Genomic DNA, 24,340 nt, shown 5'->3' with positions numbered 1-24,340 from the left:
TTAAATCAGTTTTCCGAATTAAGAATTTGCTTGGCGACCATAGCGTTGTGGACCCACCTGACTCCATGCCGAACTCAGAAGTGAAACGCAATAGCGCCGATGGTAGTGTGGGGCTTCCCCATGTGAGAGTAGGACATCGCCAGGCTTTGAACAACATCGAACTAAAGCAATTAAAGTAAGACTTTAGGACGATTACATATTGTGGAGAGATGGCTGAGTGGTTGAAAGCACCGGTCTTGAAAACCGGCATACGTTAATAGCGTATCTAGGGTTCAAATCCCTATCTCTCCGCCACATTAAAAAGCCCGCTGAGCAATCAGCGGGCTTTTTTACATCTTGAGAAACGCTGATCTTTCGTTTCATCACTAACTCTGTCAAAGTAAGAGTCCGTTTTATGGCAGCCAACCTAGGAAGTCTACTTTGATATTATCTGACTTTACGGTCACTCCAACCCTTCGAGAAGTTATTGGTAATGAGGCTCAGGTTTTCTCCTGTGAGCTTATTCAGACTCTATGGAGTGGCTATGGGCATTTAGTTAGACTTGAGCTCGCACAATCCCATTTATCTAGTGTTATTGTCAAAGCGATTCAATTACCAGATGAAGTACCAGCTAGCCACCCTAAAGGGTGGAATACTCAACTTTCACATCAAAGAAAGCTCCAGTCGTATCAAGTAGAATTTTCTTGGTATCAGGAGTTCGTATCGACAATGCCCTCAGGCTGGGCTCCACAGTGTTTCTCTGCTCATAAGTATCAATCTCACCTTGAGCTCATTCTTGAGGACCTGAAGTCATTAGAGTGCGCTAGAGTAGTGAAAACCGCAACAGAGATGGAGATAAAAAGCGTTCTAAAATGGCTTGCTCAGTTTCATGCTTTTTGGCTTGGAGCGAATACGAATGGGCTTTGGAAACAAGGTACTTACTGGCACTTAGCGACTCGTCCTGACGAATGGCAAGCAATGCAAGATGAACGCTTTAAACAAGCCGCGCACATCATTGATGATAAGTTAAACGCGTGTCCATACCAAACGCTGGTACATGGGGATGCAAAGCTGGCTAACTTCTGTTTCAATAAACAAGGCAATGCTGTATCTGCGGTAGATTTTCAATACGTAGGGGGTGGTGTAGGGGTTAAAGATGTCGCTTTGTTCTTTACCACAACATTAGACTTTTCAACGGCTGACTTAAACGTAGCGGGTTACCTTGACTATTACTTCATACAGCTGCACTCAGCGATAGAACATTTTAAACCGGAAATTAATGCTAACCGTGTTTGCGAGGAGTGGCGCGCACTATTTGGATTGGCCTGGGCTGACTATCAACGTTTCTTGCTAGGCTGGAGTCCAGATCACAGTAGAATTAATGCATTTACCAGCAAGTTTACTCAACAAGCATTAGATGATTTTCAGTTATAAAAAAAGCTCCGTTAGGAGCTTTTTAACAGCAATAGTGCCTACTTACTCTCAATAAGTGTCAACGCTTTTCTCGACACTTCACTTGCTGCTTTAGATAAATTCTGTTTTTCTAAAGTATCAGCTAGATAGGCATAGTCAGAAACATCAGGACGAAGCGATAGGGCACGCTCGAAATGACGTTGCGCTTCTGGCCACTTTTCTTCTCGGAAGTAGAATTGCGCTAGTGCACTTTGTGCTTCAGGTGTATCCGGTTGCTTTTTAACAACATCTTCAAGTAGCACAACAACAGGGTGTGTATCTGCAAGGTTTAGTTCTGGTAATACCTTATACAAGTCATCATGACCCTGTTTTTTCAACGTTTCTTTAATTACAGTAAACGCTTCTGCATCAGCCTTTCTAGCGATAAGCTGTTTACCAAAACAGCCCACTAAGTGGGTGCTTTGGCGTGTTTTACGTGGCAACTTATTCCAATGATTGATTAAACCTTCACTGCCTTGCTGACTAGCAATATCTTCTAGCAATCCACATTGAGCGCGTTCGTTCAGTTCATTTTGCTCTAGTTCATCGATGAGCTTTGCCTTATGGAGTTTAGGCAGTAAATCAATTAAGGCTTGCCACTCGCCAAGTTCTCGATAGGTTGTTTTTTGCAAGCTCAAAACAATGGAGTTGTTTGGGTGTTCTGCTTTGAGAGTTTCTAAAGTACTCGCGGCAACTTCCCATTCCTCTTCTCGAACCGCTTGTTTCGCTCTGGTTAGCTGAACGGCAAGATTGGAGTTTTCTTGTTTAGCGGCCAGCGCTAGATAATGGTCACGCTTCGCTTTGTCACCTTGCCCTAAGGCAGCTTCAGAAGCGACGAGATAACATAAAAGCGGCATATCGTGATAGTTAGCCCAACGTGTTACCTTTTTCTCTGCAAGTTTCCAATCACCTTCTAGCAGCTTAACGATACCCTCATTGGTATAGCGGCGTGAACGACGCATTTTACGAACGCTGAAGTAATTAAATGTCGTGACGCTGGTGTAAAGCACTTTCTTGATGATGTATTCGAGCAGAAACAGCCCCGACAAAGCTGCAATAACAAACACGACTAGGGTTGTAACGCTCATCTCGATGGTTTTATTGGCAATTGAGATCAGTACATAACCTTGCTGGCCCGAAAACTGGGTACCAACAAATAGACCCGCACCAAGTACGACGAAGAGAAAGATTAATCGAATCATTATTTCTCCTCCGTGATGATGGTGGTGACTTCACGGCGCAGACGTTCGTTGATGACATCGGATAGTTGAGCTTGAGTTTCCAATTTGACTGGATAGTTAACTTGAATATTTTGTTGGCTCAGTTTGCCTAGCGCAGCGTTAAACTCTTTAACGCTATTGTTGTCCATATCAAAAAACGATTCTGACCATTTCTCTGCGGTTTCTAACGACATCTTATAGATCTCGCCTTGTTCTTTGTATACCGCACGAATCGCAGTTTCTATCTTAGATTTGATGTTTTCTTTGAGATAGAAGTGCTGCTCAGGTGAAAGCAGTGGGATTACATTGCCATCGCGAGTACGGAAAGTAATAAAGTTTTCTGAGAAGTCTTTTAACGACGTCATAAGGTTATCTTGCCAATCGTAGATGTCTTGTGAAACTTGGCGTTTCTCGACAGCAGGTGCATCAGGAAGGATGGCGTTGGCAAGAGGTAGCTTATCAACCTCTTGTTGTAGCGAAGTTAGTCGCAGTACGAGTCCGTCACGGTCAATAAGTGGAACAGTACGTAGCTTGGTGATGTCATTTGCCATTGACTGGCGCAGAGATACTAAGCTTGGATCGTTGAGTGCAGCGATACGCTGGTCAGCACTCTCCATCAAACGTGTCGCACTTACCACATCGTGCTCCAAGAACAGTTTGCGACCCGCGAGTTTAACCAAATAGTCGGCCTCAGCCAGAAGCCAATCATTAGGGCGACGACCTTTAACGTCGGCAACCGCAAGTTGCAGGCTTTCAATACTTTTTTGTTGCTGGCCTAACACGACTTCGGCTTTGTGTGTCACTGTTTTTGCTTGTTTAAGTGTGTCCGACTGCACTTGCTGCATTTCGCTGCTTAAGCTACTTGTTGTCGCTTTCAGTTGTGACTCTAACTTGGCGATGCGAGCTTCATAATCGCTGGCCTGCTTTTGCATTTGGTAGCTGAGACCACCACCAAAAATAACTGCTAAAACAATGGCTACCGCACCAAGCTTAACACCACGTTTGCCCTGTTTTTCTTCGAATTCCGGTGCAGTCGTTGGTGGTTTAGCTTGTTCGTGTTGAGAAGTTTCTTGTTTAGCTTTCGATGTATCAGCTTCTGGGGCTAAAGCCTTAACGTCTTGTTGTTCTTCAGACTGGATTTGCTCGTCTTTATTTTTGTTGGTCATTGTTAAGTCCTATTTCTAGACGCTGGAGAGCAGCAAATATTGTAGAGTTCGATGCACCTTGGGTATTGGTAACGTTATTAAATCCCTTTGTCATCGCTAAAGTAGCAATTCGTTCACTCGGAACCAATAGCTGTTGTTGTGTTAACCAGTTCAATTCTGGTTCTGATACTTGAGACAATAAAAACTCAAGTTGTTCACCACTGGTAACGACCAGAGTGTCGATACCCATTGAGCGCCATTGTTTTATCGCGTCTATTTTTAGTGGCAGATATCTGCGTTGGTAGGTTTCTAGGTATTGAACATCTGCACCAAGTGCACAGAGCTGATCATAAATGAGTTCTCGGCCGCCGTTGCCTCGAAGAATGATGACATGTTTTCCTGACACATTCGCCAACTCTGGTAATGCCAGTAGGTGTTCACTATCACTTACCGTCGGATAGTTTACGTTTTGTTGGCTGAGTTTGCTTAATTCATGTGCTGTTTTTTGACCAACCCCTAGATAAATACAGGAGTCAGGTAACGAGAGTTGCTGATGAGAGAGAATATGATGGAAGGCATAGACGGCGTATTGGCTGACGGCAATGATGATATCCGAACGTTGCAGTTGGTCGTCATCTAAACAAAGCTGCAGATTGTCCTGAATATCAATAAGTGGTTGATGGAGGGCAATGCCCCCCATTTTTTCTATGAGATTGCAAAGTTCTGCGCCTTGATTTTCAGGGCGTGTAACCAATACTCTCATCAGTCATTACTCGTGCTCTTGATAGAGCTTTTCTAGGATTTCTTTTGCGCCATCATCCAGCAGTTGATTCGCTAATTGGACGCCTAAGGCTTCTGCATCCGCTCGTTTACCACGAATTTCACCACGAACGATTTTTGAACCATCTGGTTCACCGACAAGAGCTCGTAACCAAATCTCGTCGCCATCGATCAGTGAGTAGCTACCAATCGGCACTTGGCAGCCGCCTTCTAACGTTAAGTTCATGGCTCGCTCGCACAGAACACGATCGGCCGTATTAGCGTGATTAAGAGGTTCGAGTAATTTAATCAATCGTTCATCATCAAGGCGACACTCAATGCCAACCGCACCTTGACCAACTGCAGGCAAGGATTCTTCAGGTTCGATAAAGCTGCGAATACGTGATTCAAGTTCTAGACGTTTCAGGCCTGCGGCAGCAAGGATAATGGCGTCATACTCACCGTTATCCAGTTTTCCTAAACGAGTCCCTACATTGCCTCGAAGCTCTTTAATGACTAAGTCAGGGCGCTGTTCTTTTAACTGACATTGTCTGCGAAGACTACAAGTACCTACCACAGCGCCTTGAGGCAGTTCGCTAATGTTAGTGTAAGTATTGGAAACGAAAGCGTCACGAGGGTCTTCACGTTCGCAAATGGTGACAAGGCCTAGGCCTTCTGGAAAGTCTACAGGAACGTCTTTCATTGAGTGCACAGCAAGATCGGCGCGCCCTTCAAGCATGGCGACTTCCAGCTCCTTAACAAATAAGCCTTTACCGCCCACTTTCGCCAACGGGGTATCTAAAATGATATCGCCTTTGGTGACCATAGTGACTAACTCAACTTCCAGTCCTGGGTGCGCTGCAATAAGGGCATCTTTGACATAATGAGCCTGCCACAGGGCAAGAGGACTTTTTCGGGTAGCGATTCGGATTGGCTGAGTTTGCGTCATATCGTTCTCGTAAGCATTTCTTTGTTTTTGGTCGTGGCACAATCCTAACACTGTCTCTATGAAAAGCTTAGTGATTTCCCTAGGGCTCTCCCAAACGACAACTTTGCTTGTCACAAATATTGTTAATAGTGTGAGGTTAATCGCATTTGTTATTGCGACTACTGTTAGAATTGTCCGCTATGATTTGGAAGGCAAAACCAAATCCTCGATGTTGTGCTGTGAGGGGCTGTAGTGCCGAGTATTGCTTTACCGCCTATAATAAAAATGATACATTGATCACGTTTTGAACGCTTGTTTGTTTAAAACCTACGCAATATAGCAGTTAGATTAGACCTAGGAATCACCCTTGCAGGCATACACTCATACCCTTATCCAGAGACTTGATAATCTCAACCAGCAGCGAATTGAACGCGCGCTGGCGCTTATGGATATGCAAGGACAACGTGTTTTCCAACTGATTCCAGCGCTTTTCCACTTCAACCATCCTATTATTCCCGGCTTCTTTGAAACTGACAGCCCAAGTGGTCTTTACGGTTTTGAAGCAAATGACGTTCAACGTCAGTTCCTTGATGATATTGCATTAGCTTTGGGGCAACCGCTGCCAGAGCCGCGTCAACGCGATATTCTAGGCCTTTACACCATGGGCAGCACTTCGTCGATCGGCCAAAGTACATCAAGTGATTTGGATATTTGGGTTTGTATCTCTCCAGAGATGCCGACCGAAGCTCGTGAAAAGCTGAGCAATAAGTGCTTGTTGATCACCGATTGGGCCAAAGGCTTGGGTGTTGAAGCAAATTTCTTCCTAATGGATGAAGAGCGCTTTCGCAGCAATATTTCCGAAGAAATGACCGGTGATAACTGTGGTTCATCGCAGCACTTATTGTTGCTGGATGAGTTCTACCGTTCAGCCGTGCGTTTAGGTGGTCAAAGATTGTTGTGGCAAATCGTGCCACCGGAAATGGAAGAGTGCTACGAAGATTATGTCGAGCAGCTTTGCCAAAATGGATACATCAATTGTGATGAGTGGATTGATTTCGGTCGACTCAATCGAATTCCTGCAGAAGAGTACTTTGGCTCAAGCTTATGGCAGCTGTACAAGAGTATCGATTCGCCTTACAAATCGGTATTAAAAGCGATTCTGTTAGAGGCATACTCGTGGGAATATCCACATACTCAGTTACTCAGTATCGATACTAAGCGACGTTTCTTTGCCGATGCGCCCGACCTATATGGTATGGATGCGTATTACCTGATGCTTGAAAAGGTGACGCGTTATCTAGAACGTATTGGTGACACGACACGCCTAGATTTAGTGCGTCGTTGTTTCTACCTTAAAACCCATGAGAAGCTATCTCGTGAGCCTGGTATAGGCTCAGTGCCATGGCGTCGTGAAGCGTTAAGTGAAATGACTGCTCAATGGCAGTGGTCTCAAGAAGTATTGCAGGAGCTAGACAGTCGCCGTAACTGGAAGGTAGAGCAAGTGATGGTGGTGCACAATGCATTGCTAGATGCCTTAATGCTCAGTTACCGTAATTTGATTCAGTTCGCTCGTCGTAACGACATTACCTCTGCCATCAGTCCTCAAGACATCAGTATTCTAGCGCGTAAGCTTTACGCTGCTTTTGAGGTTCTGCCTGGTAAGGTGACACTGCTCAATCCCCAGATTTCTCCTGATTTGCACGAACCAGATTTGACCTTTATCGAGGTTAAAGAGGGCAAGAGCTACAAGTCCGGCTGGTACCTTTATAAGCAACCACTCATTCCGCATCGAATCTTAGGGCAACCTGCTCTTGAGCATAATGAATACCTGAGTAAGTTGGTGGCGTGGGCGTTTTTCAACGGCTTGATTACCGAATCGACTCACCTCAACTCTGTGGTGCGTGAAGCGCATATCGACATCGATAAGTTCTATCAGATGGTGAGTGATCTGCGTAATACTTTCTCATTACGTAAACGTCGTCCAAGTATGCAAGCGCTTGGTAGTCCTTGTGAAATCAGCCAGTTGGCGATGTTTATCAATTTTGAAAACGACCCAACCTCTGAACTGTCCGCCAAAACGTCCAAAGTCGACCTGAAAAACGTTGATATATTGAGTTTTGGACAGGAAGGAAAAAGTCTTATCGGTTCAGTAGATCTGGTTTACCGTAATTCGTGGCATGAAGTTCGTACTCTTCATTTTGAAGGGGAAACGGCGATGCTTGACGCATTAAAAACAGTGTTAGGTAAGATGCACCAAGATGCGTTACCACCTGAGTCTGTGGATGTGTTCTGCTACAGCAAAAACTTGCGTGGTGTCCTACGAAATACCGTCTATCAACTACTTGCAGAGTGTATTGAGCTACGCTTAAAACCTGTTGATCAAGAGAAACGTCGTCGTTTTAAAGCGATTAAAGTGGCGAACCAAATGTATGGCTTGTTCTTTGAGCGTCGCGGCGTGTCAGTACAAAAACTGGAAAACTCAGTAGATTTCTATCGTAGTATCTCGACCAACAAATTGCAGGGCTCACCACTTCTTATGCTGGATCGTGAAGAAGAGTTCCAACTACCCGATGTAGTGGATGGCTTTGCGAGTGAAGGCTTGATTCAGTTCTTCTTTGAAGATACCGATAATGGTTTCAACATCTACGTGCTTGACGAATCTAACCAGGTAGAAGTGTATCATCAGATGCGTGGTAGCAAAGATGAGATGATTGCGAGTGTAAACAGCTTCTACACGTCTAACGTTGATAGTGAAATGTCATCGAAGTTAATTAACTTCAACTTACCGCAGTATTACCAACTGATTCATCCTGAAGAGGGAGAACCTTATATCATTCCTTATCGTAATGATGGCTCTCCAAACTCTAAAACGTCTAAAGCGGTGAACGCTTAAACCCAATCAATGTCTTCGCCGGCATGTTTCACACACTCGGCTTTGACCATGTCCATAAGTTCAACATTGGTTTTTGAACAGGTCCAAGCGCCATCAATCAGTTTGAAATGAAATCCACCGGATTTAGACGCGAGCCAAATCTCGTGCATCGGCTCTTGGCGGTTAATGATGATCTGGCTACGGTCTTCAAATTCCAAAGTCATGACATTGCCAGACACTTCATAGTCGATATCTGCACCTGAATCATCAATTGCTTCTTCGATGTTTTGCATCTGCTCATCGACTAATTGGTGAAATTCCGTGTCGTTCATTTTGTAATCCTATTGCTTTTCTAATTCGTGGTGCGATTATAGGGGGCATTGATTCAATAATCACGATATGCAAAATGAAAAAGACGATTACCGCATTTTTTATGCTCGTCGTAGTGACATTAGCGGGATGTGGCCAAACGGGACCACTTTACCTTCCTGCTGATGACGCACCAGCAAACGAGCAAGCTCAATAATCACCGCCATCGATACAGTGTAAAGGGATACAGGATTTGGATTATTTCAACTATCAGGACGATGGCCAGCTTTGGGCCGAGGAAACGTCACTTACGCAACTTGCCGAGCAATACGGCACTCCGCTATACGTCTATTCACGAGCGACGCTAGAACGTCACTGGAATGCGTTTGATAAATCGGTGGGCGACCACCCACATCTCGTGTGCTACGCGGTAAAAGCGAACTCCAATATAGGTGTGTTAAATACGCTAGCACGTCTTGGTTCTGGCTTTGATATCGTTTCTGGCGGTGAGCTAGAACGCGTTGTGGCAGCAGGTGGTGAGCCAAGCAAAGTAGTATTCTCTGGTGTGGGCAAAACGGCACAAGAGATGCGCCGTGCTCTAGAGCTAGGCATTAAGTGTTTTAACGTTGAATCTGAACCTGAATTAGAACGACTTAATCAAGTCGCCGGTGAAATGGGTGTAGTTGCGCCGATTTCATTGCGAATTAACCCGGATGTAGATGCTAACACGCACCCTTATATCTCGACGGGTCTGCGTGACAATAAGTTTGGTATCGCATTTGATCGCGCTCCAGCAGTGTACAAGTTTGCTCAAAGCCTGCCAAACCTTGCAGTCCATGGTATCGATTGTCATATCGGTTCACAGCTTACTGATATTGAACCGTTTATTGATGCGACAGATCGTCTGCTTGCTCTTATTGACCAGTTGCGTGCTGATGGTGTCAATATTAAGCACCTTGATGTTGGTGGTGGCCTAGGTGTGGTTTATCGTGATGAATTACCGCCACAGCCTTCAGATTATGCGAAAGCGCTATTAGCTCGATTAGAGAATCACCCAGAGCTTGAGCTTATCTTCGAACCAGGTCGCGCTATAGCGGCGAATGCTGGTGTGCTGTTGACCAAAGTTGAGTTCCTAAAACATACCGAACATAAGAACTTTGCGATTGTTGATGCGGCGATGAATGACTTGATGCGACCTGCATTGTATCAAGCGTGGCAAGACATTATTCCGGTTTCACCACGAGAGGGTGAAGCGATAACGTACGACCTCGTTGGCCCTATTTGCGAAACGGGTGACTTTATCGGTAAAGACCGTTCTTTGGTCTTAGAGCAAAACGACTTACTCGCCGTTCGCTCAGCAGGTGCTTATGGATTCGTTATGTCTTCGAACTACAACACGCGTCCACGTGTTGCAGAAATCATTGTCGATGGAGATAAGGCGCATGTCGTGCGTCAGCGCGAATCTCTGCAAAGTCTTTGGGAATTAGAAAGCATCTTACCGGAGTAATAGAACCACTATGCATTTCCACTTTTCTAAAATGCACGGTTTGGGTAACGACTTTATGGTTGTTGATTGTATTACCCAGAACGTATTTTTCTCACCCGATCTCATTCGTCGCTTGGCGGATAGGCATACTGGTGTGGGTTTCGATCAGCTTTTGATTGTTGAAGCGCCGTATGATCCAGAAACTGACTTCCACTATCGCATTTTTAATGCCGATGGCAGTGAAGTTGAGCAGTGTGGAAATGGTGCGCGTTGCTTTGCGCGTTTCGTGCAGATGAAGGGTTTGACCAATAAGTACAGCGTGAGTGTTAGCACCAAGAAAGGCAAAATGGTCTTGAAGTTGGAAGAGAACGACTTAGTGACTGTGAACATGGGACAACCTGAGTTTGAGCCAAACAAGATTCCTTTCAAAGCGAAGCAAAAAGAGAAAACCTATATCTTACGCGCTGGGGAGCATACGCTGTTCTGTGGTGCGGTGAGTATGGGTAATCCACATGTTGTAACGGTGGTCGATAGCACTGAAGAAGCTGATGTTGATAGACTCGGTCCATTGCTTGAGTCGCATGAACGTTTCCCTGAACGCGTTAACGCAGGCTTCATGCAGATACTGAGCCGCCATGAAGTGAACCTTCGTGTGTACGAGCGTGGAGCGGGAGAAACTCAAGCTTGCGGTAGTGGCGCTTGTGGTGCTGTCGCAGTTGGTATTGTCCAAGGGTTACTGGATGAGAATGTCACAGTGCACCTGCCGGGTGGCGACTTAAAGATTAGCTGGAAAGGTGAAGGCTACCCGTTAACTATGACGGGACCTGCAACTCACGTGTTTGATGGGCAGATTTCTTGCTAGTCAATGCACCTTGAGGTCACTTGGGTATATACTAATGGCGGGTCCTAGAAATAGGCCCGCCATTTTTTATCTACTGACAGGGAATAAAGGGAAACATTTTGTCTGAGTTTGAAGCGAACCACCTTACAGCAGAAGTGGTAGCACAATATCTTTCTGATCATCCAGATTTTTTTAGGGGTAGAGAGTCGCTAGTTGAATCCCTTTCCCTACCGCACCAACAGCAAGGTGCTGTTTCTCTCGTAGGTATCCAATTACAACGACAGCGCGAACGTATTGAAGCGCTGGAAGAAGAAATTACGGCCTTGATGTCTCTGGCCGCTCGCAATGACAAAACCTTTTATGAGTTTATGTCACTGCAAGAGAATCTGCTTAAGTGCCGAGATCTGCAAAGTGTTGTAAATGCGATTAAGCAAACGGCTCAAGGGCTTAACCTAAATGGTTACTTGAAGCTAATTGATGAACAAAGCGCCGACCCGCTTTCTATGGAAAGTTGGCAGCGTTTTACTACCAATCATCTCAATGGAAAAGACGCTTATCTAGGTCGTCTTCGTCAAGCCGATAGAACCATGCTGTTTACTGAGCAGCAGATTGCCAACGGAAAAGTTCCTGAACTCGGTTCGTATGTAGTATTGCCATTAAAGCGTCAATTCGCCCAAGGTTTATTGATTTTTTCTAGCGAGGATGGCGGTCATTTTCAGCCGGAGATGGATACCTTATTTTTAAGACACTTAGCGCTGGTCGTCTCCTATCTTTGTGAAAGTTTAGAGTGGCAGGCGCAAGAGGAAGACGATGTCAGACCAAGTACTGCCTAGCGGGTTGCAAAAGCCGCTAGAGCGTTTCTACGAGTACCTTCGTAGTGAGAAAGGGTTAAGTCTCCACACGCAACGTAACTACCGTCAACAGTTAGAAACCATGGGCATGCACTTGCATGAAATGGGTATTGGTGCGTGGACGCAAGTCGATGCAGGCTGGGTAAGGCAGCTTGCGGGTAAAGGCATGCGTGAGGGCATGAAAGCCAGCAGCATCGCCACGAGGCTTTCATCGCTGCGAAGCTTCTTTGATTTTCTGATTTTACGTGGCGAGCTCACAGCAAACCCAGCGAAGGGTGTAAGTGCACCGCGTAAGCAACGTCCATTGCCGAAAAACCTCGATGTTGATGAAGTGAACCAACTGCTTGAGGTTGATGAAGATGATCCACTGGCGGTACGTGATCGCGCCATGATGGAAATGATGTACGGTGCTGGACTGCGTTTGGCAGAAATGGTCAGTATTGATGTCAAACACCTGAACTTATCCAGCGGCGAGCTTCGCGTTATTGGTAAGGGTAACAAAGAACGCAAGGTGCCATTTTCAGGCTACGCCACTGAGTGGGCGAAGAAATGGCTCAAAGTTCGTGGAGAACTAGCCAAGCCAGGTGAGGTAGCGTTATTTGTGTCTAAGCTTGGTACTAGGATCTCTCATCGCAGTGTGCAAAAGCGTATGGCGGAATGGGGGCAGAAGCAGTCTCTTGCTAGCCATGTTAGTCCACATAAACTGCGTCACTCATTTGCTACGCACATGCTCGAGTCGAGTAATAACCTGAGAGCAGTGCAAGAACTGCTTGGCCACGAAAATATCTCGACCACTCAGATTTATACTCACCTCGACTTTCAACATTTGGCTCAAGCTTATGATCAGGCACACCCTCGTGCCCACAAGAATGGTACGCCCAAAAAGAAAGAGGACGAGTAAATGCGTTTTTATCGTAGCTTTGCCCCTATCGAGGCCATGACATTCGATCTTGATGATACGCTTTACGATAACTTCCCGGTGATAATCCGCGTAGAACAGCAAGCGGCACAATGGTTATATCAACAGCACCCAATTAGTCAGCGTTGGGATAAAAAGCAGTGGCATGAGTTTAAGATGGCATTGGTTAAAGCGAATCCTGCGTTAAAACACGACGTGACCCAATGGCGATATCAGCAGATTAAACAGGGTTTGGAGCATTTGGGTTACGATGATCTAAAAGCAACCAAGGCTGCACAAACGCTGATAGAAAAGGTATTGATTTGGCGTAGCGATTTCGATGTTCCACATGAAACACATGACGTGCTGTCCGCGTTGAGTAAACAGATCCCATTAGTAGCTATCACCAATGGTAATGTAGACGTGGAGAAGATAGGGCTCAGTCAGTACTTCGATCTGATCCTTAAAGCGGGTCCCGATGGACGAGCTAAGCCTTACCCCGATATGTTTGATAAAGCGGCACAACACCTAGCCATGCCACGTCGTCATATCCTGCATGTTGGAGATCATGTGATCACTGATGTTGCTGGAGCGATACGTAATGGCTTCAGTGCTTGCTGGTTTAACGACAAAGCAAAATCGCCAAGGCAGACGGTGCGTCTCAAGCAACTGCCAGATATTGAAATTAATCATATCCAACAGTTAATTGAGCTTAAGTTATAACGTGCTTTATTGAGAACTACTAGACAGAGCGTGCCCACTGCGCTCTGCTTGAAACCACTGCAAATACTGTTCAAAGAACGTCAGCATTGCGTTGGAGTCATCACTGCTTTCTAGCTCTCTGACCATTTGTGCACACACTTCAAACGTGCACAGATTACCCACTTCCTGATTACGTCTTAGTTGATATTGAGAGCTTTGCGTCGCTTCAAGATGAACTTTAGGTAAGTTTTGTAGCCACTGGCTGCGATTCAACATTTTCTTCGCTTCTTGCCACGTTCCGTCCAGTACGATGAAATTACTTGCTGAGGGATGCTGCGTTTGCCACTGTGTCAGTGGCATGCTGTCTTGATCAGGAAACACCAAGACTGGTGTTAATACGCTGCTTTCAGGTAGGCAGTATGGGTCCGGCTGCTTACGCTGCCATTCGCGGATATTGACCTGTTTGATTACCCGCCCAACAAGCTTGCCGGTATTAGTTTCTCGCTGCAATTCATTAGGATGAGTTAGTAGGGTAAAACAAAGATCAGAAGCGATCGTCGGGATCGCTTCACAGTAGCAATTGTGGATAAAGCCACAAGTTGTGCACACTTGCGTCATGGTTAATTACTCTTGAACAACACTAAGCCGCCATTAGCGATCGGATAGAGTACATCACCAACTTTTTCTTGAGTTGCTGTTAACTGGTTATCTGACAGCGTGAAAATTCGCTGTGACACAAGGTACTGCTGTTGGTGGCGAGTCATGATGACTTGAACCTGTTGGTTGTTGAGTTGCTGCCAAAATCCGCGTTCTTCCGTTGCGGGTGAGTTGTCTGGGTATTCATAGCGGGTAATGGCTGTATGATCAGGAAGTAGCGTCATAGAGACTGTAAAACCAGCGGTCTCTGTGGATTGCGCAAGATACTCGCCTGTCCATTTAAGGGTGTTGTCACTATTCGATAAGGTGCCACAGCCTTGTCTTGTCTCTTCACCCATGGTGAGCGCCGCACTCCATCCATAGATGGTGTCACTCATGGTATCGCTGCACGGCTTACTGCTCATTTGCAGATTAGCATTATCAAATTCATAGCGACGTGTGGTTTGAGTAATGGCGGTGTCTTTCAGCTTTAGGGTTTGCTTATCTTCACCTAATAAGGTGAAGCTGGCTTGTTGCGCATTATCAAACTTTAGTGACCAAAATGGTTCGTTCCCTAACACTTGCGTGGAACGAAGTGGCTGCTCGCAGCGTTTTGGGTTTTCTGCAGTGATCATATTGACCTGTTTCACGACAAAACGACCCGTGTAATCAGAATCAAACCCACGATGACTTGGTGGTTCTAAATAACCAATGACTTCAGCATAAACTGGTTGGTAGGGCCTTTGTGTGAGTTTTTCTGCTTGTTCTCGCACTTCTTTCGGTAATTGAAGCCAATATTGATGTTGGCTACCACACGGCTGAATAGTGCGAGTTTCGTGCCCGATAACCGCTTGGCCACGCATCACATAGGTTTGCGGTGTGATAGTTTCTGGGCGAGACAGTTCAGCTTGAGGAACCTGACTGTCCTTGCTTGAATCAGTAGTGTTGAAAGAAGAACACGCTTGAAGCAATATGAGTGGAGCAAATGCGAGCGGTAAACGCGACATTTTCATTAATCTCTTCCTTAGTCAGTCAAAGTTACAAGAAACACAGATACAAGGACCATTATGGCATATTGGTTATTTAAAACAGAGCCGGACGAATTTTCGATTGATACATTACGTGTCAAAGGTACAGCCTGTTGGGAGGGCGTTCGCAACTATCAAGCTCGAAACATGATTCGTGATGAGATGAAGGTGGGTGATTTGGTATTGATCTATCACTCTTCATGTAAGCAAATTGGTGTAGCTGGTTTAGCGACGATCACCAAAGAGGCTTATGTCGATCATTTTCAGTTTGATATTGAAAGCGATTATTACGATGCGAAGTCTGATCCCGAAAATCCTCGCTGGTTAATGGTAGACATTGAGTTTGGCGAAAAGTTTAAGCGCGTGTTGCCGTTGAGCGTACTTAAAACTATGCCGGAGTTAATGGAGATGCCTTTGGTGAAAAGAGGCAATCGACTTTCAGTGATGCCCGTTACTGAATCTGAATGGCAAGCTATCTTAAGCCGAGTCGCCAGATAACAAAACTCCCATTCTCGATAGCTAGGATATGCGCTACATAGGGACGAGAATGGGAGTATTTGACGGTTGAAATCGTCGCGTTAGATAAGGTTTTGTTTTAAAAACTCAGCGACGGCATCATCGGCGTTACTACCAATGACTTCATTGTTAGGTAGAGCACGTTTCACTTTGTCGTGCGCATTTTCCATAATGTAACCATGGCCTGCCATGGTTAGCATTTCCACATCGTTCATCCCATCACCAAAAGCGATGCAGTTTTCTAAGCCAAACCCAAGTTTTTCTGCCACGGCTTGCAGAGCGTCACCTTTCGACACCTCTTTTGCCATGACTTCTAAACACCAAGGTGTGGAGAACGCGATGTTTAGGGAATCACCAAACTTGGCGCGTAAAGCATCTTCAAATTCCACTAAATGTTCATGGTCTTGCTTTGGATGAGTAATGAAGATTTTTGCAATACCAGAAGTCGGTGCTTGGGTCGCATCGAATAGGTGGTAAGTAAATCCAGTTTCAGTATGGAATTTACGTAAGTATTCATCTTCCTGATTGAGTAGCCACTTTTCATCCTGATACATATGAACAAATAGTTCGCTGTCTGTACTTAGCACGCCAACAATCGGTTGTACCAGTTCCTCAGGCACGTTTTGGCTGTACAGCAATTGATCGTTTTGGTCGTGAACACGTGCACCATTTGATGTGATCATGTAAGCAGGAATACCCACTGATTCTCGAATCCCAGCCACATCAACATGGTGACGACCAGTGGCAAAAATAAACGTATATCCCTTCGCGTGAAGTTCCTTAAGTGTTTGTTTGGAGTTATCACTAAGCTGGTGGTTCGTTGCCAGTAGTGTACCGTCTAAATCAGAAGCAACAATTTTAATGGAATCGCGGTTAAGGGTCATAGTTCTCTCTTTGTCATTGGAGGATAGGGTGAATTCGCAGCATTGTGGAATGGCTCTATTGTAGGGGATATTAAACCAGAAAAAGAGGGTAAATGGGTTACAGAAATATTTCCTCATTTACCCAAACTGTTACCAGTTGCGTTAGCACTTCTCGGCGCTAAAGAAATGGAAAATTGCATCCATTGCTTGATTGCGATACTCATCTTTTTCAAACAGTACTTCGTGTTTAGCCCCTTGAACTGTGATCATTTGAGCTTGGTGATTAGTACGTGAAAGCTTATTGATGAACTTGCTTTGGTCTTGATTGCTAACAATTTGATCCGCGCCTGCTTGCACGAGGAGAAGCGGTATTTTCACTTGTCGAGTTTGTTGAATGCACTGTTTTGCAGCCATTAACCCCTGCCAAACCCAGCGAGTGCTTGGTCCACCAATTTTCAGTTCTGGCATTTTCTCGTACAGGTCTCGGAACCAGTGATAGCGTACTTCACTTTGTGAAAGAGGGTTGATATCGAAGGGTTTAGCGACATAACCTTGATATCCTGGTGCAAACGTTGGTTTCGGGTAGATAGCGGTCATAATCTGCGCAACTAGGGTCGCAATGGGCTTGAGGTACCATGGCACACTCACGCCATACATAGGAGCGCTAAGCGCTATTTTATCGAATGAATGATGAGGGCGAGTTTGAATAAAACGTGTGGCAATGTTTCCGCCCATTGAATGGGCAAGTAGGTGGCGTTGCTGATAGCGCTCAAGTTCGAACGTATCCAATATCATCTGCATATCGTCAAGATAGTCATCAAACTCATGGACGTGGCCCATTTCAGGGTTAGGCGCTAGGTGAGTTGAGAGTCCTTGTCCACGATGGTCAAAGGAATAGATGTCATAGCCTTGCTGAAAGAAGTCGTAGAACAGCTCCTGGTATTTCCAAGCCGATTCAATGCGGCCATTCACAACAACAAGTGCTTTTTGATGTTCCGGGCGAGTTAACTTACACCAAAAGAGCTTGGTGCCGTCTTTTGCTTTTAGCGTACCTTCTTGTCGATTCTCCCATAATTGAGCAATTTGTGAGTTTATAACTTGCTCAAATTGTGGCTCTTGAGTATAAGTGACATCGGTAGCGTTTAATTTGCTCATAAATTAGCCTATCTGGTGCATTATGTGTAATATGCTGTTTTTTCGATATTTTTGAATCGAATAGAATGCTTTTTGCCCACTATCCTCATTACTAGGATACGAGTAAATCAGTGGTAAGGAAATACAATGGATTATCATGTTTGGTTAGCGTACGTCGTAACTGCGATTGTTTTTAGTTTAGCGCCGGGTTCTGGCACGGTGAACTCGATTAGCAATGGTATCAGTTATGGGACGCGTAAATCGTTAGCCGCGATTGCTGGACTGCAGATAGGCTTAGCGATACATATCGTGCTCGTTGGTGCAGGCATTGGGGCATTAGTGGCTCAATCGGCAATTGCTTTTAGCGTGATTAAATGGATTGGCGTGGTCTACTTGATTTGGTTGGGTATTCAAAAATGGCGTGATACATCGTCGGTTACCGCAATGGCGGAACAGGACAATCGCAGTGCATGGAACTTGATGCGCAGTGCGGTTTTTATCAACCTGACTAATCCCAAATCTATCGTGTTTCTGGTGGCGTTATTTCCTCAGTTTATTGATCCGAATGGCGATCAAGTAACACAGCTGGCCATTCTGGGTGTGACCACGGTGGCGATTGATGCAATGGTCATGCTTGGCTATACCACTCTAGCGTCACAAATGGGACGCTTTATTCGTTCTGACCGTATCATGGCGAAGATAAACAAGGTGTTTGGTTCGATGTTTGTCGGTTGTGGTGCGCTGCTGGCCGCCGCAAAATCATAGCCTGATTGGCTTAGATATGTACGCTACTTACGTTGCTCGCCAACCCATTTTTAATGCTCGTCGTCATACACTAGGCTACGAGCTTCTTTTTCGAGATGGCGAAAAAAACGCGTTTCCTGCACACGTTGAAGCGAATAGGGCTACCTATCGATTGATAGCAGAGAACTATCTGTCATTAGGGACCAACCCTAGCATCACTGCGTCGCGATGTTTTATTAACTTTCCACACCAGAGCCTTATACGTCGCTTGCCGTTAATTTTGCCCAAGCAGAACGTGGTGATTGAGATCCTAGAGACTTGCCAGCCTAACGACGAGCTCTATCAGGTTGTCAAAGAACTTCATCAATTGGGCTATATGATAGCGCTTGATGATTTTGTCTACAGAGAGGCTTGGGAGCGATTCTTGCCGTTTGTGCAGATTGTAAAGCTCGACATTATGGCGATGGGTGTAGAGAAAGCGTGTGCTTTTGTTATACAACAAAAGGCGAAAGGAAGCCCTCGTCACTACCTTGCTGAACGTGTTGAGACTGAAGAAGAGTTTCTACAGACTAAACAAGCGGGCTTTAAGTTTTTCCAAGGTTTCTTTTTTAGTAAGCCTATTATGGAGAAGCAAGTTTACATCAGCTCTGAGCAGTTGGTGGCCATGGAGCTTTTCCAGCAAGTGTGTGTACCTGAAGTCGACTTTGATAAGGTTGAGCAAATTGTTTCCAAAGACGTGACGCTCTCTTATAAGCTGCTGCAATTTGTGAATACGCTCAGTCCTCGCTTAGATTCTGAAATTTCCTCTTTTCGCCAGGCACTTATTTATCTCGGTCAAGAGAAGCTTAAATTGTTTGTCTCTCTTACGGTTGCATCCTTTATTTCTAGTAATAAGCCGAAGGCACTGTATGAACTTTCATTGCAACGAGCTCAATTTTGCCGTTTGATGACCAAACATCCTCAATTCAAACAGCACCGGGATCAAGCCTTTATGATTGGTTTGTTTTCTATCTTAGATGCTTTGATGGACCTCTCCTTAGATAAGTTGCTGCATCAGCTTCCTCTCTCTAATGAGATTAAAGGCGCACTTCTGGAGCGTGAAGGTCCGTATGGCTGTTTATTGTCTCTAGGAGAGTGCTTTGAAATGGCAGATTGGCAAGGTGTGGAGCGTCATCGAGCGCATTTAGGCTTGTCGCAAAATGAGGTGTTCTCAGCGCTGGCAGATGCGCAGCGCTGGAGTCAAAAAATGCAATCGCTTAGCTAGCGAGTCTTGGGAAGTACGTCCAACATATTTTGGTAGGCCATTTTGTCTGCGATGTTCTTAGGCAGCGCTGACAAAATGGGATGCCAAGTGCTTAATGCGGTTTGCTGATAACCAAATGCTCCAACTACGTCGCTGCCAACCATAAATCGATCAGGGTAAGCCTCAATAAGTGCTAGCCAGCGTCGATCCAATTTGCCCTCAGGCATCATGACGTCGATCAGAGTCCACGACGCCAAAATATAGAGATTATCATGCTCGCTGAGTAAATCTGAGACGGTTTCATAGAGAAACTTCATTTTAATAGTGCGAGTAAGAGTGGACGTGGTACCTGCGTGAGCCCATAGAAAGCGGGTGTCTGGATTGGTGCTCAATGCTTGCTCGAGTTCTTGTAAATAAAGTGGATTATCTTCTCTTTGCGACGTGATATTGGTGTGCAACAGCACGGGCAAGTCGTATTGTGCGGCGAGCTGATACACTTTTTGCAACGCAGGGTGATTAGCGCGCGGTTTCTCGTCGGCAGTCAAAGCTGTTAAATGATCATGTCTAGTAATCACTTCGCCAATACCTTGCCAGAAACCAGGTCGATACTTGAGTTCCTTTTCAATAAGCTCTGCGGCATTGAGATCGGTAGTATTAAAGCCGCTCAGGAAAGGATGTAATCTGGCTTGGCTTACCGCGGGTAACGCTTCAACTTCGCGGGCAATCAATTCGTCTGTGTGCGAATAATAGTAGACCGGGGTATCATCGCCATAGACAAAACGCGGTGCTTTAGGAGCAGAAGCATCCCACTTCTTAATAACAGGTAGCCCCATAACATAGGCGTGTTCGATATTTAGCTTATCCATGTTATCTATCAGAGCTTGAGCGCCTTCTGAACGCTGAAAGTAGTCGACAAGATGGACTTCAGCGTCGTTGACTCTTCCTTGATAGGCTGCGCTGCAACCAGCCGACAAAATGGTGATAAGCGCAACAGATAAATGCTGACCTAGCTTTACTCGCAGATCCATGAGTCACTTCCATGTTTAGTTAGATAATTAAAGCTAGCATGAGTCTTACTAGCAAAGCTAAATAAATTAGCGAGTTAGTGAGAAGTGTAGGAATTTGTCCCCTTGATAGGTTAACTCTCCTTTATCACCTGGGTTGAGGTGGTGATAGTAATGAACACCAATTTGAAATTCGCGTTTAGGACCAAATGTTCCTTTCTGGATGTAAATCCAATATTCATCTTCTTGGGTAGGATCGTCGGTAACGACGATTTGTTTATCTAAGATAGTGACTGCCGCTTTTCTCTCTGGAGCATTAACACCCACAGTGTGCTTTTTTTGTACATAAACAAAAAGATAGCCAGCAAGGATGATCAAAACGATGAGAATAATAACCAGTGATATAGGCATGTATACCTCGTATGTCTAAGTGGCCTGGAACTAAGATCGCACATATTCAGAAGAAAATAATCTGCAACTCCCGACCATCGAGTCAATTTTAGGGTCATATCACACAAAAAATCGCATTTTTAGGCTTAAATCTTTACTTGAATTTACCTAACAATTGTCGAATTCTTAATACAGATAGTTAACAATGGAGTGAATGAAATCTTTGGATAGTAGCCAGCGCACCTATTTTCACATTTTTGCTGGTTGTGGGAGGGATGCTTATGTCTGACATTGAAAGTGTAGTGTTGCGAACGAGACGCTTAGAGAAGTTATTGAGGCAGCAATATCGTGCTGATGGAAAAGGTTTGCATCAACTTGTCTCAAGCTGCGAAGAACGGCTGCCGCATGATGTCATTAGCAAACTGAGATATATTGCCACTATCCGCAATAAAATAGTCCATGAAGATGATTATGAGCTAGACGATAAATCTGGTTTCATGAGAGCTTGTGATGAGTGTGAACAGGAGTTAACCCCGAGGAGCAGCCGATTCATTTGGCGCACAGCCATGTGGCTGATGGCACTGATCACATTGCTTGCGATGGGCTTTTACTATGTGCACTGGGAAAAAGTGCTCCATATCTTATCTAAGTAAATAGTTAAAATGAAAAAGGGACGCGAAAGCGTCCCTTTTTTTGTCTTTCTAGCGTTGGCTAGTAAAGAATCGGCAGTGTCATTAATCCAACCACGACGGCTATCATCACTAGACCCTGCTTCTGAGAAGATGAAATCATAACACTGCTCCTTTCTTGAATTCCTATCTTGTTAAACAGAATAGCACTGTTTTTTAATGTTTGGCAAGTTAGAAAGTGAATATATTCTATTTTTTGCAGTTTTCTTTCCATTAACTAGCGATTAATGGTCAATAAAACAGTGTATTTTCGTAGCTTTAAATCTGTTCAATGTTGTGTTTTTGATGGTTTGTTGTTTTTAACTTAATGATATTAAAGAAAAAATATAGATCACAAAATTGATTATTATTAAAGCTTTGGATTATATTGTCTTCGATCGCTTTGTTTGGTCTAAGTGAGATTTGTGTTGGTAAGTGGTCAGGATGTTGAAGAAAATCTTGTTCAGTGAGAGTGAGGGGCAAAAAATTCTTAGTAATAAGAGAAGAAAAGTTGCAATTTGAACTATAGTCTAAGTGCAGTGGACTCTTGGTTGTCATCTTTTAAGTATTGAAATATAAAGATATTAGTGACTTTTTGTTTCGTAGTTCTCTTCGCTGATTTTAGTTCATTAGTGGAAACTGACTTCCGATCTCTATGTTAAAGGGAAAACGTTTGCTTTTGTTTTTTAGCTAATGATTAACAAGAGTCAGTTCATTTTCGATGATCTGGCCCACTGTCAACGGCAATCTTATTTAATTTAAAGCAAGTCCAACTTTTCAACCTTACTACTGGACAGCAAAAGTGAGCTCCATACACTGGCGTGGATAACAAGAATTAGGTGTGTGTATGTGGAGTTGGCTGGCGATAGCTTTATCGTGTTTGCTGTTTATTTTTGCTGTAGAAAAAGGCGATAAGTCTCGAAGTGTGCTTTTTAGCGCTTTGACTCATAGTTTACTAATTGTGCTGTTGGCGACTTCAGGTTTAGAAACCAAGTATGAGCTTTTGGTGCTACTGGGGTTAGTTGTCTTCTTATTTAGTGATGCTTCTGGTCAATACACTCGGTTTGCCAAGCTTAGTTTTGTTGGGTATCTAATTGCTCAATCTCTCTATGGCTGGGCGATGTGGGGACAGGTGAATAGCCAATTTGTGCTGTGGTTGCCCGCTTTGATGCTATGTATCGCTATAGTCACCTTTTTTCTACTGTTGCCTCGCCTTGACTCATTTCTGGTTCCAGTGACCGTGATGGGCATTTCTTTAGTGCATTTAGTGTGTGCAGCAGGTGAAGCCTGGTTAGCACAAAGTGGCATGTCATCTTTATTAGGCTTCTTGGGAGCGCTCACCATGGCCCTATCTGCCATGTTATTGGCGTTAGATACATATCGTTTTCACTCGCGCCGTGCGCGCTATGCCATCTCTGGCAGCTATTATTTAGCTCATGCGTTAATCGTGGCTTCTGCGATTAGCTAGCACAAAAAAGTGTGCGATTGAGGTAGATCATCACGGAAGGGACCACTTTAACGTTAATATTCAATCGTTGATTTAATGAGGATTACCAAATGACCGCTGCTATCCATGCTCATAAAGTGCTTAATCTGTTACGTGAACAACCAATGACACGCGAACAGTTAGAACAAACCGTTATCGAGCAATTTGGAACTGAAGCTCGTTTCCGCACTTGCAGCCGTGAAGGCTTTGACCTTGATTCGCTGTTGGCCTTTTTTGTTGAAAAGCAGAAAGTGATTGAGAATCAGGGAGTATGGGAGCTAAACATAGAGAGAGTTTGTTCTCATTAGACGAGATTGTTTCGACTAAAAGACGACAACTAAGCCTGCTATACTTCACGAAAATCTATCGTTAGCAGGCTGTATTCATGGATATACTCTCCGCGGCGACCATGTTGTTCCTCATCATGGACCCGCTCGGCAATCTCCCTATTATTCTTTCCATCTTAAAACACCTAGATCCGAAACGAAGACGGAAAGTTCTAGTACGCGAGTTATGCTTCGCTCTACTCATTCTGATGTTGTTCCTTTTTGCGGGGCAGAGCATACTGACTTTCCTTCATGTTAAACCAGAAACGCTGAGTATCTCTGGTGGTATCATTCTATTTATCATTGCGATAAGAATGATCTTCCCACAGGCGGGTAGTGTGGCTGGCTTGGCGGCGGGTGACGAACCGTTTATTGTTCCTATGGCTATCCCGATGATTGCTGGGCCTTCAGTGATCGCCTCCATTCTGTTGTTATCAACACAAAACCCCGACAGTCTGACGGACCTGTCGTTTGCAGTTCTCATCGCTTGGGGCGCTACTTTCTTTATTTTGATGTTCTATAGCTTCTTCCATAAGTTGTTAGGAGAAAGAGGTCTGAAAGCGGTCGAGCGATTGATGGGCTTACTGCTCGTTATGATTTCGACACAGATGTTCTTAGATGGGATAAAGAGCTACTTGGGAAGTTAATAAAGAAAAGCCGCGCAAGGAGTATACAGTAAAAACCATGTCTATTTGCGTGTGAGTGAGTGACAGCCCTTTACTGACAATACTTCTTGTTGATATGTAAAGCGTACATACTATGTATTTGGTGTGTACGCTTTTTTATCCCTGAAGGCTTAGCAAGGCGATGGCATCACTGCGTGAAACCATCACCCTGCCAAAAGGGTATTTAAGGGAAGT

Annotated in this window: 26 protein-coding genes, 1 tRNA gene and 1 rRNA gene; 17 read left to right on the top strand and 11 right to left on the bottom strand. The window is 44.6% G+C overall.

From position 1 onward, the window contains the following. The first annotated feature begins 29 nt into the window (after positions 1 to 29). The 3 genes from rrf to JKJ11_RS16295 all read left to right on the top strand — a co-directional run bounded on the left by rrf (position 30) and on the right by JKJ11_RS16295 (position 1,413). Positions 30 to 145: ribosomal RNA gene (rrf, locus tag JKJ11_RS16305) — 5S ribosomal RNA — on the top strand. 58 nt (positions 146 to 203) lie between these two features. After that, positions 204 to 294: transfer RNA gene (locus JKJ11_RS16300), tRNA-Ser, on the top strand. Positions 295 to 420: 126 nt separating this feature from the next. Then, a complete protein-coding gene (locus JKJ11_RS16295) occupies positions 421 to 1,413 on the top strand; it encodes a phosphotransferase (protein WP_252038551.1) in 993 nt (330 codons plus the stop codon). Positions 1,414 to 1,451: 38 nt separating this feature from the next. Here JKJ11_RS16295 and JKJ11_RS16290 read toward each other — a convergent pair whose 3' ends face one another. Genes JKJ11_RS16290 through hemC form a run of 4 tightly spaced genes read right to left on the bottom strand, consistent with a single transcriptional unit; the run spans position 1,452 to position 5,504 of the window. Next, the gene (locus tag JKJ11_RS16290) at positions 1,452 to 2,633 is read right to left on the bottom strand and encodes a heme biosynthesis protein HemY (protein WP_252038550.1); all 1,182 of its coding nucleotides are present in this window, start codon (positions 2,631 to 2,633) and stop codon (positions 1,452 to 1,454) included. Then, positions 2,633 to 3,817 carry a uroporphyrinogen-III C-methyltransferase gene (locus JKJ11_RS16285; protein ID WP_252038549.1) on the bottom strand — a complete coding sequence of 395 codons (1,185 nt, stop codon included), beginning with the start codon at positions 3,815 to 3,817 and terminating at the stop codon, positions 2,633 to 2,635. Before JKJ11_RS16285 ends, JKJ11_RS16290 begins: the two co-directional genes overlap by 1 nt. Next, positions 3,801 to 4,559 (bottom strand): uroporphyrinogen-III synthase, encoded by a 759-nt coding sequence (locus tag JKJ11_RS16280; RefSeq protein WP_124940434.1) that lies wholly within the window; start codon positions 4,557 to 4,559, stop codon positions 3,801 to 3,803. The genes JKJ11_RS16285 and JKJ11_RS16280 overlap by 17 nt, the downstream gene beginning before the upstream one ends. A gap of 6 nt (positions 4,560 to 4,565) precedes the next feature. Further along, positions 4,566 to 5,504 carry a hydroxymethylbilane synthase gene (gene hemC, locus JKJ11_RS16275; RefSeq protein ID WP_062463229.1) on the bottom strand — a complete coding sequence of 313 codons (939 nt, stop codon included), beginning with the start codon at positions 5,502 to 5,504 and terminating at the stop codon, positions 4,566 to 4,568. A 346-nt stretch (positions 5,505 to 5,850) separates the two neighbouring features. On the opposite strand from hemC, the gene JKJ11_RS16270 reads away from it, so the two are divergent. Then, a complete protein-coding gene (locus JKJ11_RS16270) occupies positions 5,851 to 8,376 on the top strand; it encodes a class I adenylate cyclase (RefSeq protein WP_124940433.1) in 2,526 nt (841 codons plus the stop codon). On the opposite strand, the gene cyaY is transcribed toward JKJ11_RS16270, so the two are convergent. Further along, positions 8,373 to 8,687, bottom strand: a complete 315-nt coding sequence (gene cyaY, locus JKJ11_RS16265; protein WP_006074697.1) for an iron donor protein CyaY — start codon at positions 8,685 to 8,687, stop codon at positions 8,373 to 8,375. The two genes, JKJ11_RS16270 and cyaY, sit on opposite strands and share 4 nt — an antisense overlap. Positions 8,688 to 8,761: 74 nt before the next feature. Between cyaY and lptM the strand changes: the two genes are divergently transcribed. From lptM to yigB, 6 genes are all read left to right on the top strand, one after another. Continuing rightward, on the top strand, positions 8,762 to 8,881 hold the full coding sequence (gene lptM / locus JKJ11_RS26185; protein ID WP_006074698.1) for an LPS translocon maturation chaperone LptM: 120 nt from the start codon (positions 8,762 to 8,764) through the stop codon (positions 8,879 to 8,881). Positions 8,882 to 8,917: 36 nt separating this feature from the next. Next, positions 8,918 to 10,171, top strand: a complete 1,254-nt coding sequence (gene lysA / locus JKJ11_RS16255; protein WP_006074699.1) for a diaminopimelate decarboxylase — start codon at positions 8,918 to 8,920, stop codon at positions 10,169 to 10,171. 10 nt (positions 10,172 to 10,181) lie between these two features. Continuing rightward, complete coding sequence (dapF, locus tag JKJ11_RS16250) at positions 10,182 to 11,012, top strand: diaminopimelate epimerase (RefSeq protein WP_252038548.1); 831 nt, start codon at positions 10,182 to 10,184, stop codon at positions 11,010 to 11,012. 98 nt (positions 11,013 to 11,110) lie between these two features. Next, a complete protein-coding gene (locus JKJ11_RS16245) occupies positions 11,111 to 11,824 on the top strand; it encodes a DUF484 family protein (protein WP_239922274.1) in 714 nt (237 codons plus the stop codon). Next, the gene (xerC, locus tag JKJ11_RS16240) at positions 11,802 to 12,743 is read left to right on the top strand and encodes a tyrosine recombinase XerC (RefSeq protein WP_006074702.1); all 942 of its coding nucleotides are present in this window, start codon (positions 11,802 to 11,804) and stop codon (positions 12,741 to 12,743) included. The genes JKJ11_RS16245 and xerC overlap by 23 nt, the downstream gene beginning before the upstream one ends. Then, positions 12,744 to 13,463, top strand: coding sequence for a 5-amino-6-(5-phospho-D-ribitylamino)uracil phosphatase YigB (gene yigB / locus JKJ11_RS16235; protein ID WP_252038547.1), 720 nt, complete (start codon positions 12,744 to 12,746; stop codon positions 13,461 to 13,463). Positions 13,464 to 13,469: 6 nt separating this feature from the next. Here yigB and JKJ11_RS16230 read toward each other — a convergent pair whose 3' ends face one another. Next, the gene (locus JKJ11_RS16230; protein ID WP_252038546.1) at positions 13,470 to 14,060 is read right to left on the bottom strand and encodes a tRNA-uridine aminocarboxypropyltransferase; all 591 of its coding nucleotides are present in this window, start codon (positions 14,058 to 14,060) and stop codon (positions 13,470 to 13,472) included. Between the two features lie 2 nt (positions 14,061 to 14,062). Then, positions 14,063 to 15,091 carry a COG3650 family protein gene (locus JKJ11_RS16225; protein WP_006074705.1) on the bottom strand — a complete coding sequence of 343 codons (1,029 nt, stop codon included), beginning with the start codon at positions 15,089 to 15,091 and terminating at the stop codon, positions 14,063 to 14,065. Positions 15,092 to 15,145: 54 nt separating this feature from the next. Here JKJ11_RS16225 and JKJ11_RS16220 point away from each other — a divergent pair, with 54 nt between their 5' ends. Beyond that, positions 15,146 to 15,604, top strand: coding sequence for an EVE domain-containing protein (locus JKJ11_RS16220; protein WP_031494386.1), 459 nt, complete (start codon positions 15,146 to 15,148; stop codon positions 15,602 to 15,604). Between the two features lie 80 nt (positions 15,605 to 15,684). Here JKJ11_RS16220 and JKJ11_RS16215 read toward each other — a convergent pair whose 3' ends face one another. Continuing rightward, positions 15,685 to 16,506 (bottom strand): Cof-type HAD-IIB family hydrolase, encoded by an 822-nt coding sequence (locus tag JKJ11_RS16215; RefSeq protein ID WP_252038544.1) that lies wholly within the window; start codon positions 16,504 to 16,506, stop codon positions 15,685 to 15,687. A 141-nt stretch (positions 16,507 to 16,647) separates the two neighbouring features. Continuing rightward, positions 16,648 to 17,640, bottom strand: coding sequence for an alpha/beta fold hydrolase (locus JKJ11_RS16210; protein WP_252038542.1), 993 nt, complete (start codon positions 17,638 to 17,640; stop codon positions 16,648 to 16,650). 126 nt (positions 17,641 to 17,766) lie between these two features. Here JKJ11_RS16210 and rhtB point away from each other — a divergent pair, with 126 nt between their 5' ends. Continuing rightward, positions 17,767 to 18,384, top strand: a complete 618-nt coding sequence (gene rhtB, locus JKJ11_RS16205) for a homoserine/homoserine lactone efflux protein (protein WP_124940429.1) — start codon at positions 17,767 to 17,769, stop codon at positions 18,382 to 18,384. 16 nt (positions 18,385 to 18,400) lie between these two features. After that, positions 18,401 to 19,627 carry an EAL and HDOD domain-containing protein gene (locus JKJ11_RS16200; RefSeq protein WP_006074710.1) on the top strand — a complete coding sequence of 409 codons (1,227 nt, stop codon included), beginning with the start codon at positions 18,401 to 18,403 and terminating at the stop codon, positions 19,625 to 19,627. Here the strand turns inward: JKJ11_RS16200 and JKJ11_RS16195 are convergent. Both JKJ11_RS16195 and JKJ11_RS16190 read right to left on the bottom strand, forming a co-directional pair. Continuing rightward, a complete protein-coding gene (locus JKJ11_RS16195; RefSeq protein ID WP_252038541.1) occupies positions 19,624 to 20,634 on the bottom strand; it encodes an amidohydrolase family protein in 1,011 nt (336 codons plus the stop codon). The genes JKJ11_RS16200 and JKJ11_RS16195 overlap by 4 nt on opposite strands. A gap of 66 nt (positions 20,635 to 20,700) precedes the next feature. Then, the gene (locus tag JKJ11_RS16190) at positions 20,701 to 21,021 is read right to left on the bottom strand and encodes a DUF2500 domain-containing protein (protein WP_124940427.1); all 321 of its coding nucleotides are present in this window, start codon (positions 21,019 to 21,021) and stop codon (positions 20,701 to 20,703) included. A gap of 260 nt (positions 21,022 to 21,281) precedes the next feature. Between JKJ11_RS16190 and JKJ11_RS16185 the strand changes: the two genes are divergently transcribed. The 4 genes from JKJ11_RS16185 (at position 21,282) to JKJ11_RS16170 (ending at position 24,127) form a co-directional block, all read left to right on the top strand. Beyond that, positions 21,282 to 21,653, top strand: coding sequence for a hypothetical protein (locus JKJ11_RS16185; RefSeq protein ID WP_006074713.1), 372 nt, complete (start codon positions 21,282 to 21,284; stop codon positions 21,651 to 21,653). A gap of 862 nt (positions 21,654 to 22,515) precedes the next feature. Continuing rightward, positions 22,516 to 23,136, top strand: coding sequence for a lysoplasmalogenase (locus tag JKJ11_RS16180; RefSeq protein ID WP_252038539.1), 621 nt, complete (start codon positions 22,516 to 22,518; stop codon positions 23,134 to 23,136). Between the two features lie 89 nt (positions 23,137 to 23,225). Beyond that, entirely contained in the window at positions 23,226 to 23,462 is a 237-nt protein-coding gene (locus tag JKJ11_RS16175) for a YecH family metal-binding protein (protein WP_038231115.1), read from the top strand. A gap of 77 nt (positions 23,463 to 23,539) precedes the next feature. Beyond that, positions 23,540 to 24,127, top strand: coding sequence for a YhgN family NAAT transporter (locus JKJ11_RS16170; protein WP_006074717.1), 588 nt, complete (start codon positions 23,540 to 23,542; stop codon positions 24,125 to 24,127). The last annotated feature ends 213 nt before the right edge of the window (positions 24,128 to 24,340 follow it).

Origin of the sequence: Vibrio sp. SCSIO 43133, from assembly GCF_023716845.1 — a bacterium.
Lineage (GTDB): Bacteria > Pseudomonadota > Gammaproteobacteria > Enterobacterales > Vibrionaceae > Vibrio > Vibrio mediterranei.
Note: the sequence above shows the minus strand (reverse complement) of the source record. Positions and strands in the feature narration are given on the sequence as shown.

Coding starts and splice junctions, on each gene's coding strand:
- JKJ11_RS16290 (WP_252038550.1), bottom strand. CDS start 2,633: ATGATTCGATTAATCTTTCTCTTCGTCGTACTTGGTGCGGGTCTATTT.
- JKJ11_RS16285 (WP_252038549.1), bottom strand. CDS start 3,817: ATGACCAACAAAAATAAAGACGAGCAAATCCAGTCTGAAGAACAACAA.
- JKJ11_RS16280 (WP_124940434.1), bottom strand. CDS start 4,559: ATGAGAGTATTGGTTACACGCCCTGAAAATCAAGGCGCAGAACTTTGC.
- hemC (WP_062463229.1), bottom strand. CDS start 5,504: ATGACGCAAACTCAGCCAATCCGAATCGCTACCCGAAAAAGTCCTCTT.
- cyaY (WP_006074697.1), bottom strand. CDS start 8,687: ATGAACGACACGGAATTTCACCAATTAGTCGATGAGCAGATGCAAAAC.
- lptM (WP_006074698.1), top strand. CDS start 8,762: ATGAAAAAGACGATTACCGCATTTTTTATGCTCGTCGTAGTGACATTA.
- dapF (WP_252038548.1), top strand. CDS start 10,182: ATGCATTTCCACTTTTCTAAAATGCACGGTTTGGGTAACGACTTTATG.
- xerC (WP_006074702.1), top strand. CDS start 11,802: ATGTCAGACCAAGTACTGCCTAGCGGGTTGCAAAAGCCGCTAGAGCGT.
- yigB (WP_252038547.1), top strand. CDS start 12,744: ATGCGTTTTTATCGTAGCTTTGCCCCTATCGAGGCCATGACATTCGAT.
- JKJ11_RS16230 (WP_252038546.1), bottom strand. CDS start 14,060: ATGACGCAAGTGTGCACAACTTGTGGCTTTATCCACAATTGCTACTGT.
- JKJ11_RS16225 (WP_006074705.1), bottom strand. CDS start 15,091: ATGAAAATGTCGCGTTTACCGCTCGCATTTGCTCCACTCATATTGCTT.
- JKJ11_RS16220 (WP_031494386.1), top strand. CDS start 15,146: ATGGCATATTGGTTATTTAAAACAGAGCCGGACGAATTTTCGATTGAT.
- JKJ11_RS16215 (WP_252038544.1), bottom strand. CDS start 16,506: ATGACCCTTAACCGCGATTCCATTAAAATTGTTGCTTCTGATTTAGAC.
- JKJ11_RS16210 (WP_252038542.1), bottom strand. CDS start 17,640: ATGAGCAAATTAAACGCTACCGATGTCACTTATACTCAAGAGCCACAA.
- rhtB (WP_124940429.1), top strand. CDS start 17,767: ATGGATTATCATGTTTGGTTAGCGTACGTCGTAACTGCGATTGTTTTT.
- JKJ11_RS16200 (WP_006074710.1), top strand. CDS start 18,401: ATGTACGCTACTTACGTTGCTCGCCAACCCATTTTTAATGCTCGTCGT.
- JKJ11_RS16195 (WP_252038541.1), bottom strand. CDS start 20,634: ATGGATCTGCGAGTAAAGCTAGGTCAGCATTTATCTGTTGCGCTTATC.
- JKJ11_RS16190 (WP_124940427.1), bottom strand. CDS start 21,021: ATGCCTATATCACTGGTTATTATTCTCATCGTTTTGATCATCCTTGCT.
- JKJ11_RS16185 (WP_006074713.1), top strand. CDS start 21,282: ATGTCTGACATTGAAAGTGTAGTGTTGCGAACGAGACGCTTAGAGAAG.
- JKJ11_RS16180 (WP_252038539.1), top strand. CDS start 22,516: ATGTGGAGTTGGCTGGCGATAGCTTTATCGTGTTTGCTGTTTATTTTT.
- JKJ11_RS16175 (WP_038231115.1), top strand. CDS start 23,226: ATGACCGCTGCTATCCATGCTCATAAAGTGCTTAATCTGTTACGTGAA.
- JKJ11_RS16170 (WP_006074717.1), top strand. CDS start 23,540: ATGGATATACTCTCCGCGGCGACCATGTTGTTCCTCATCATGGACCCG.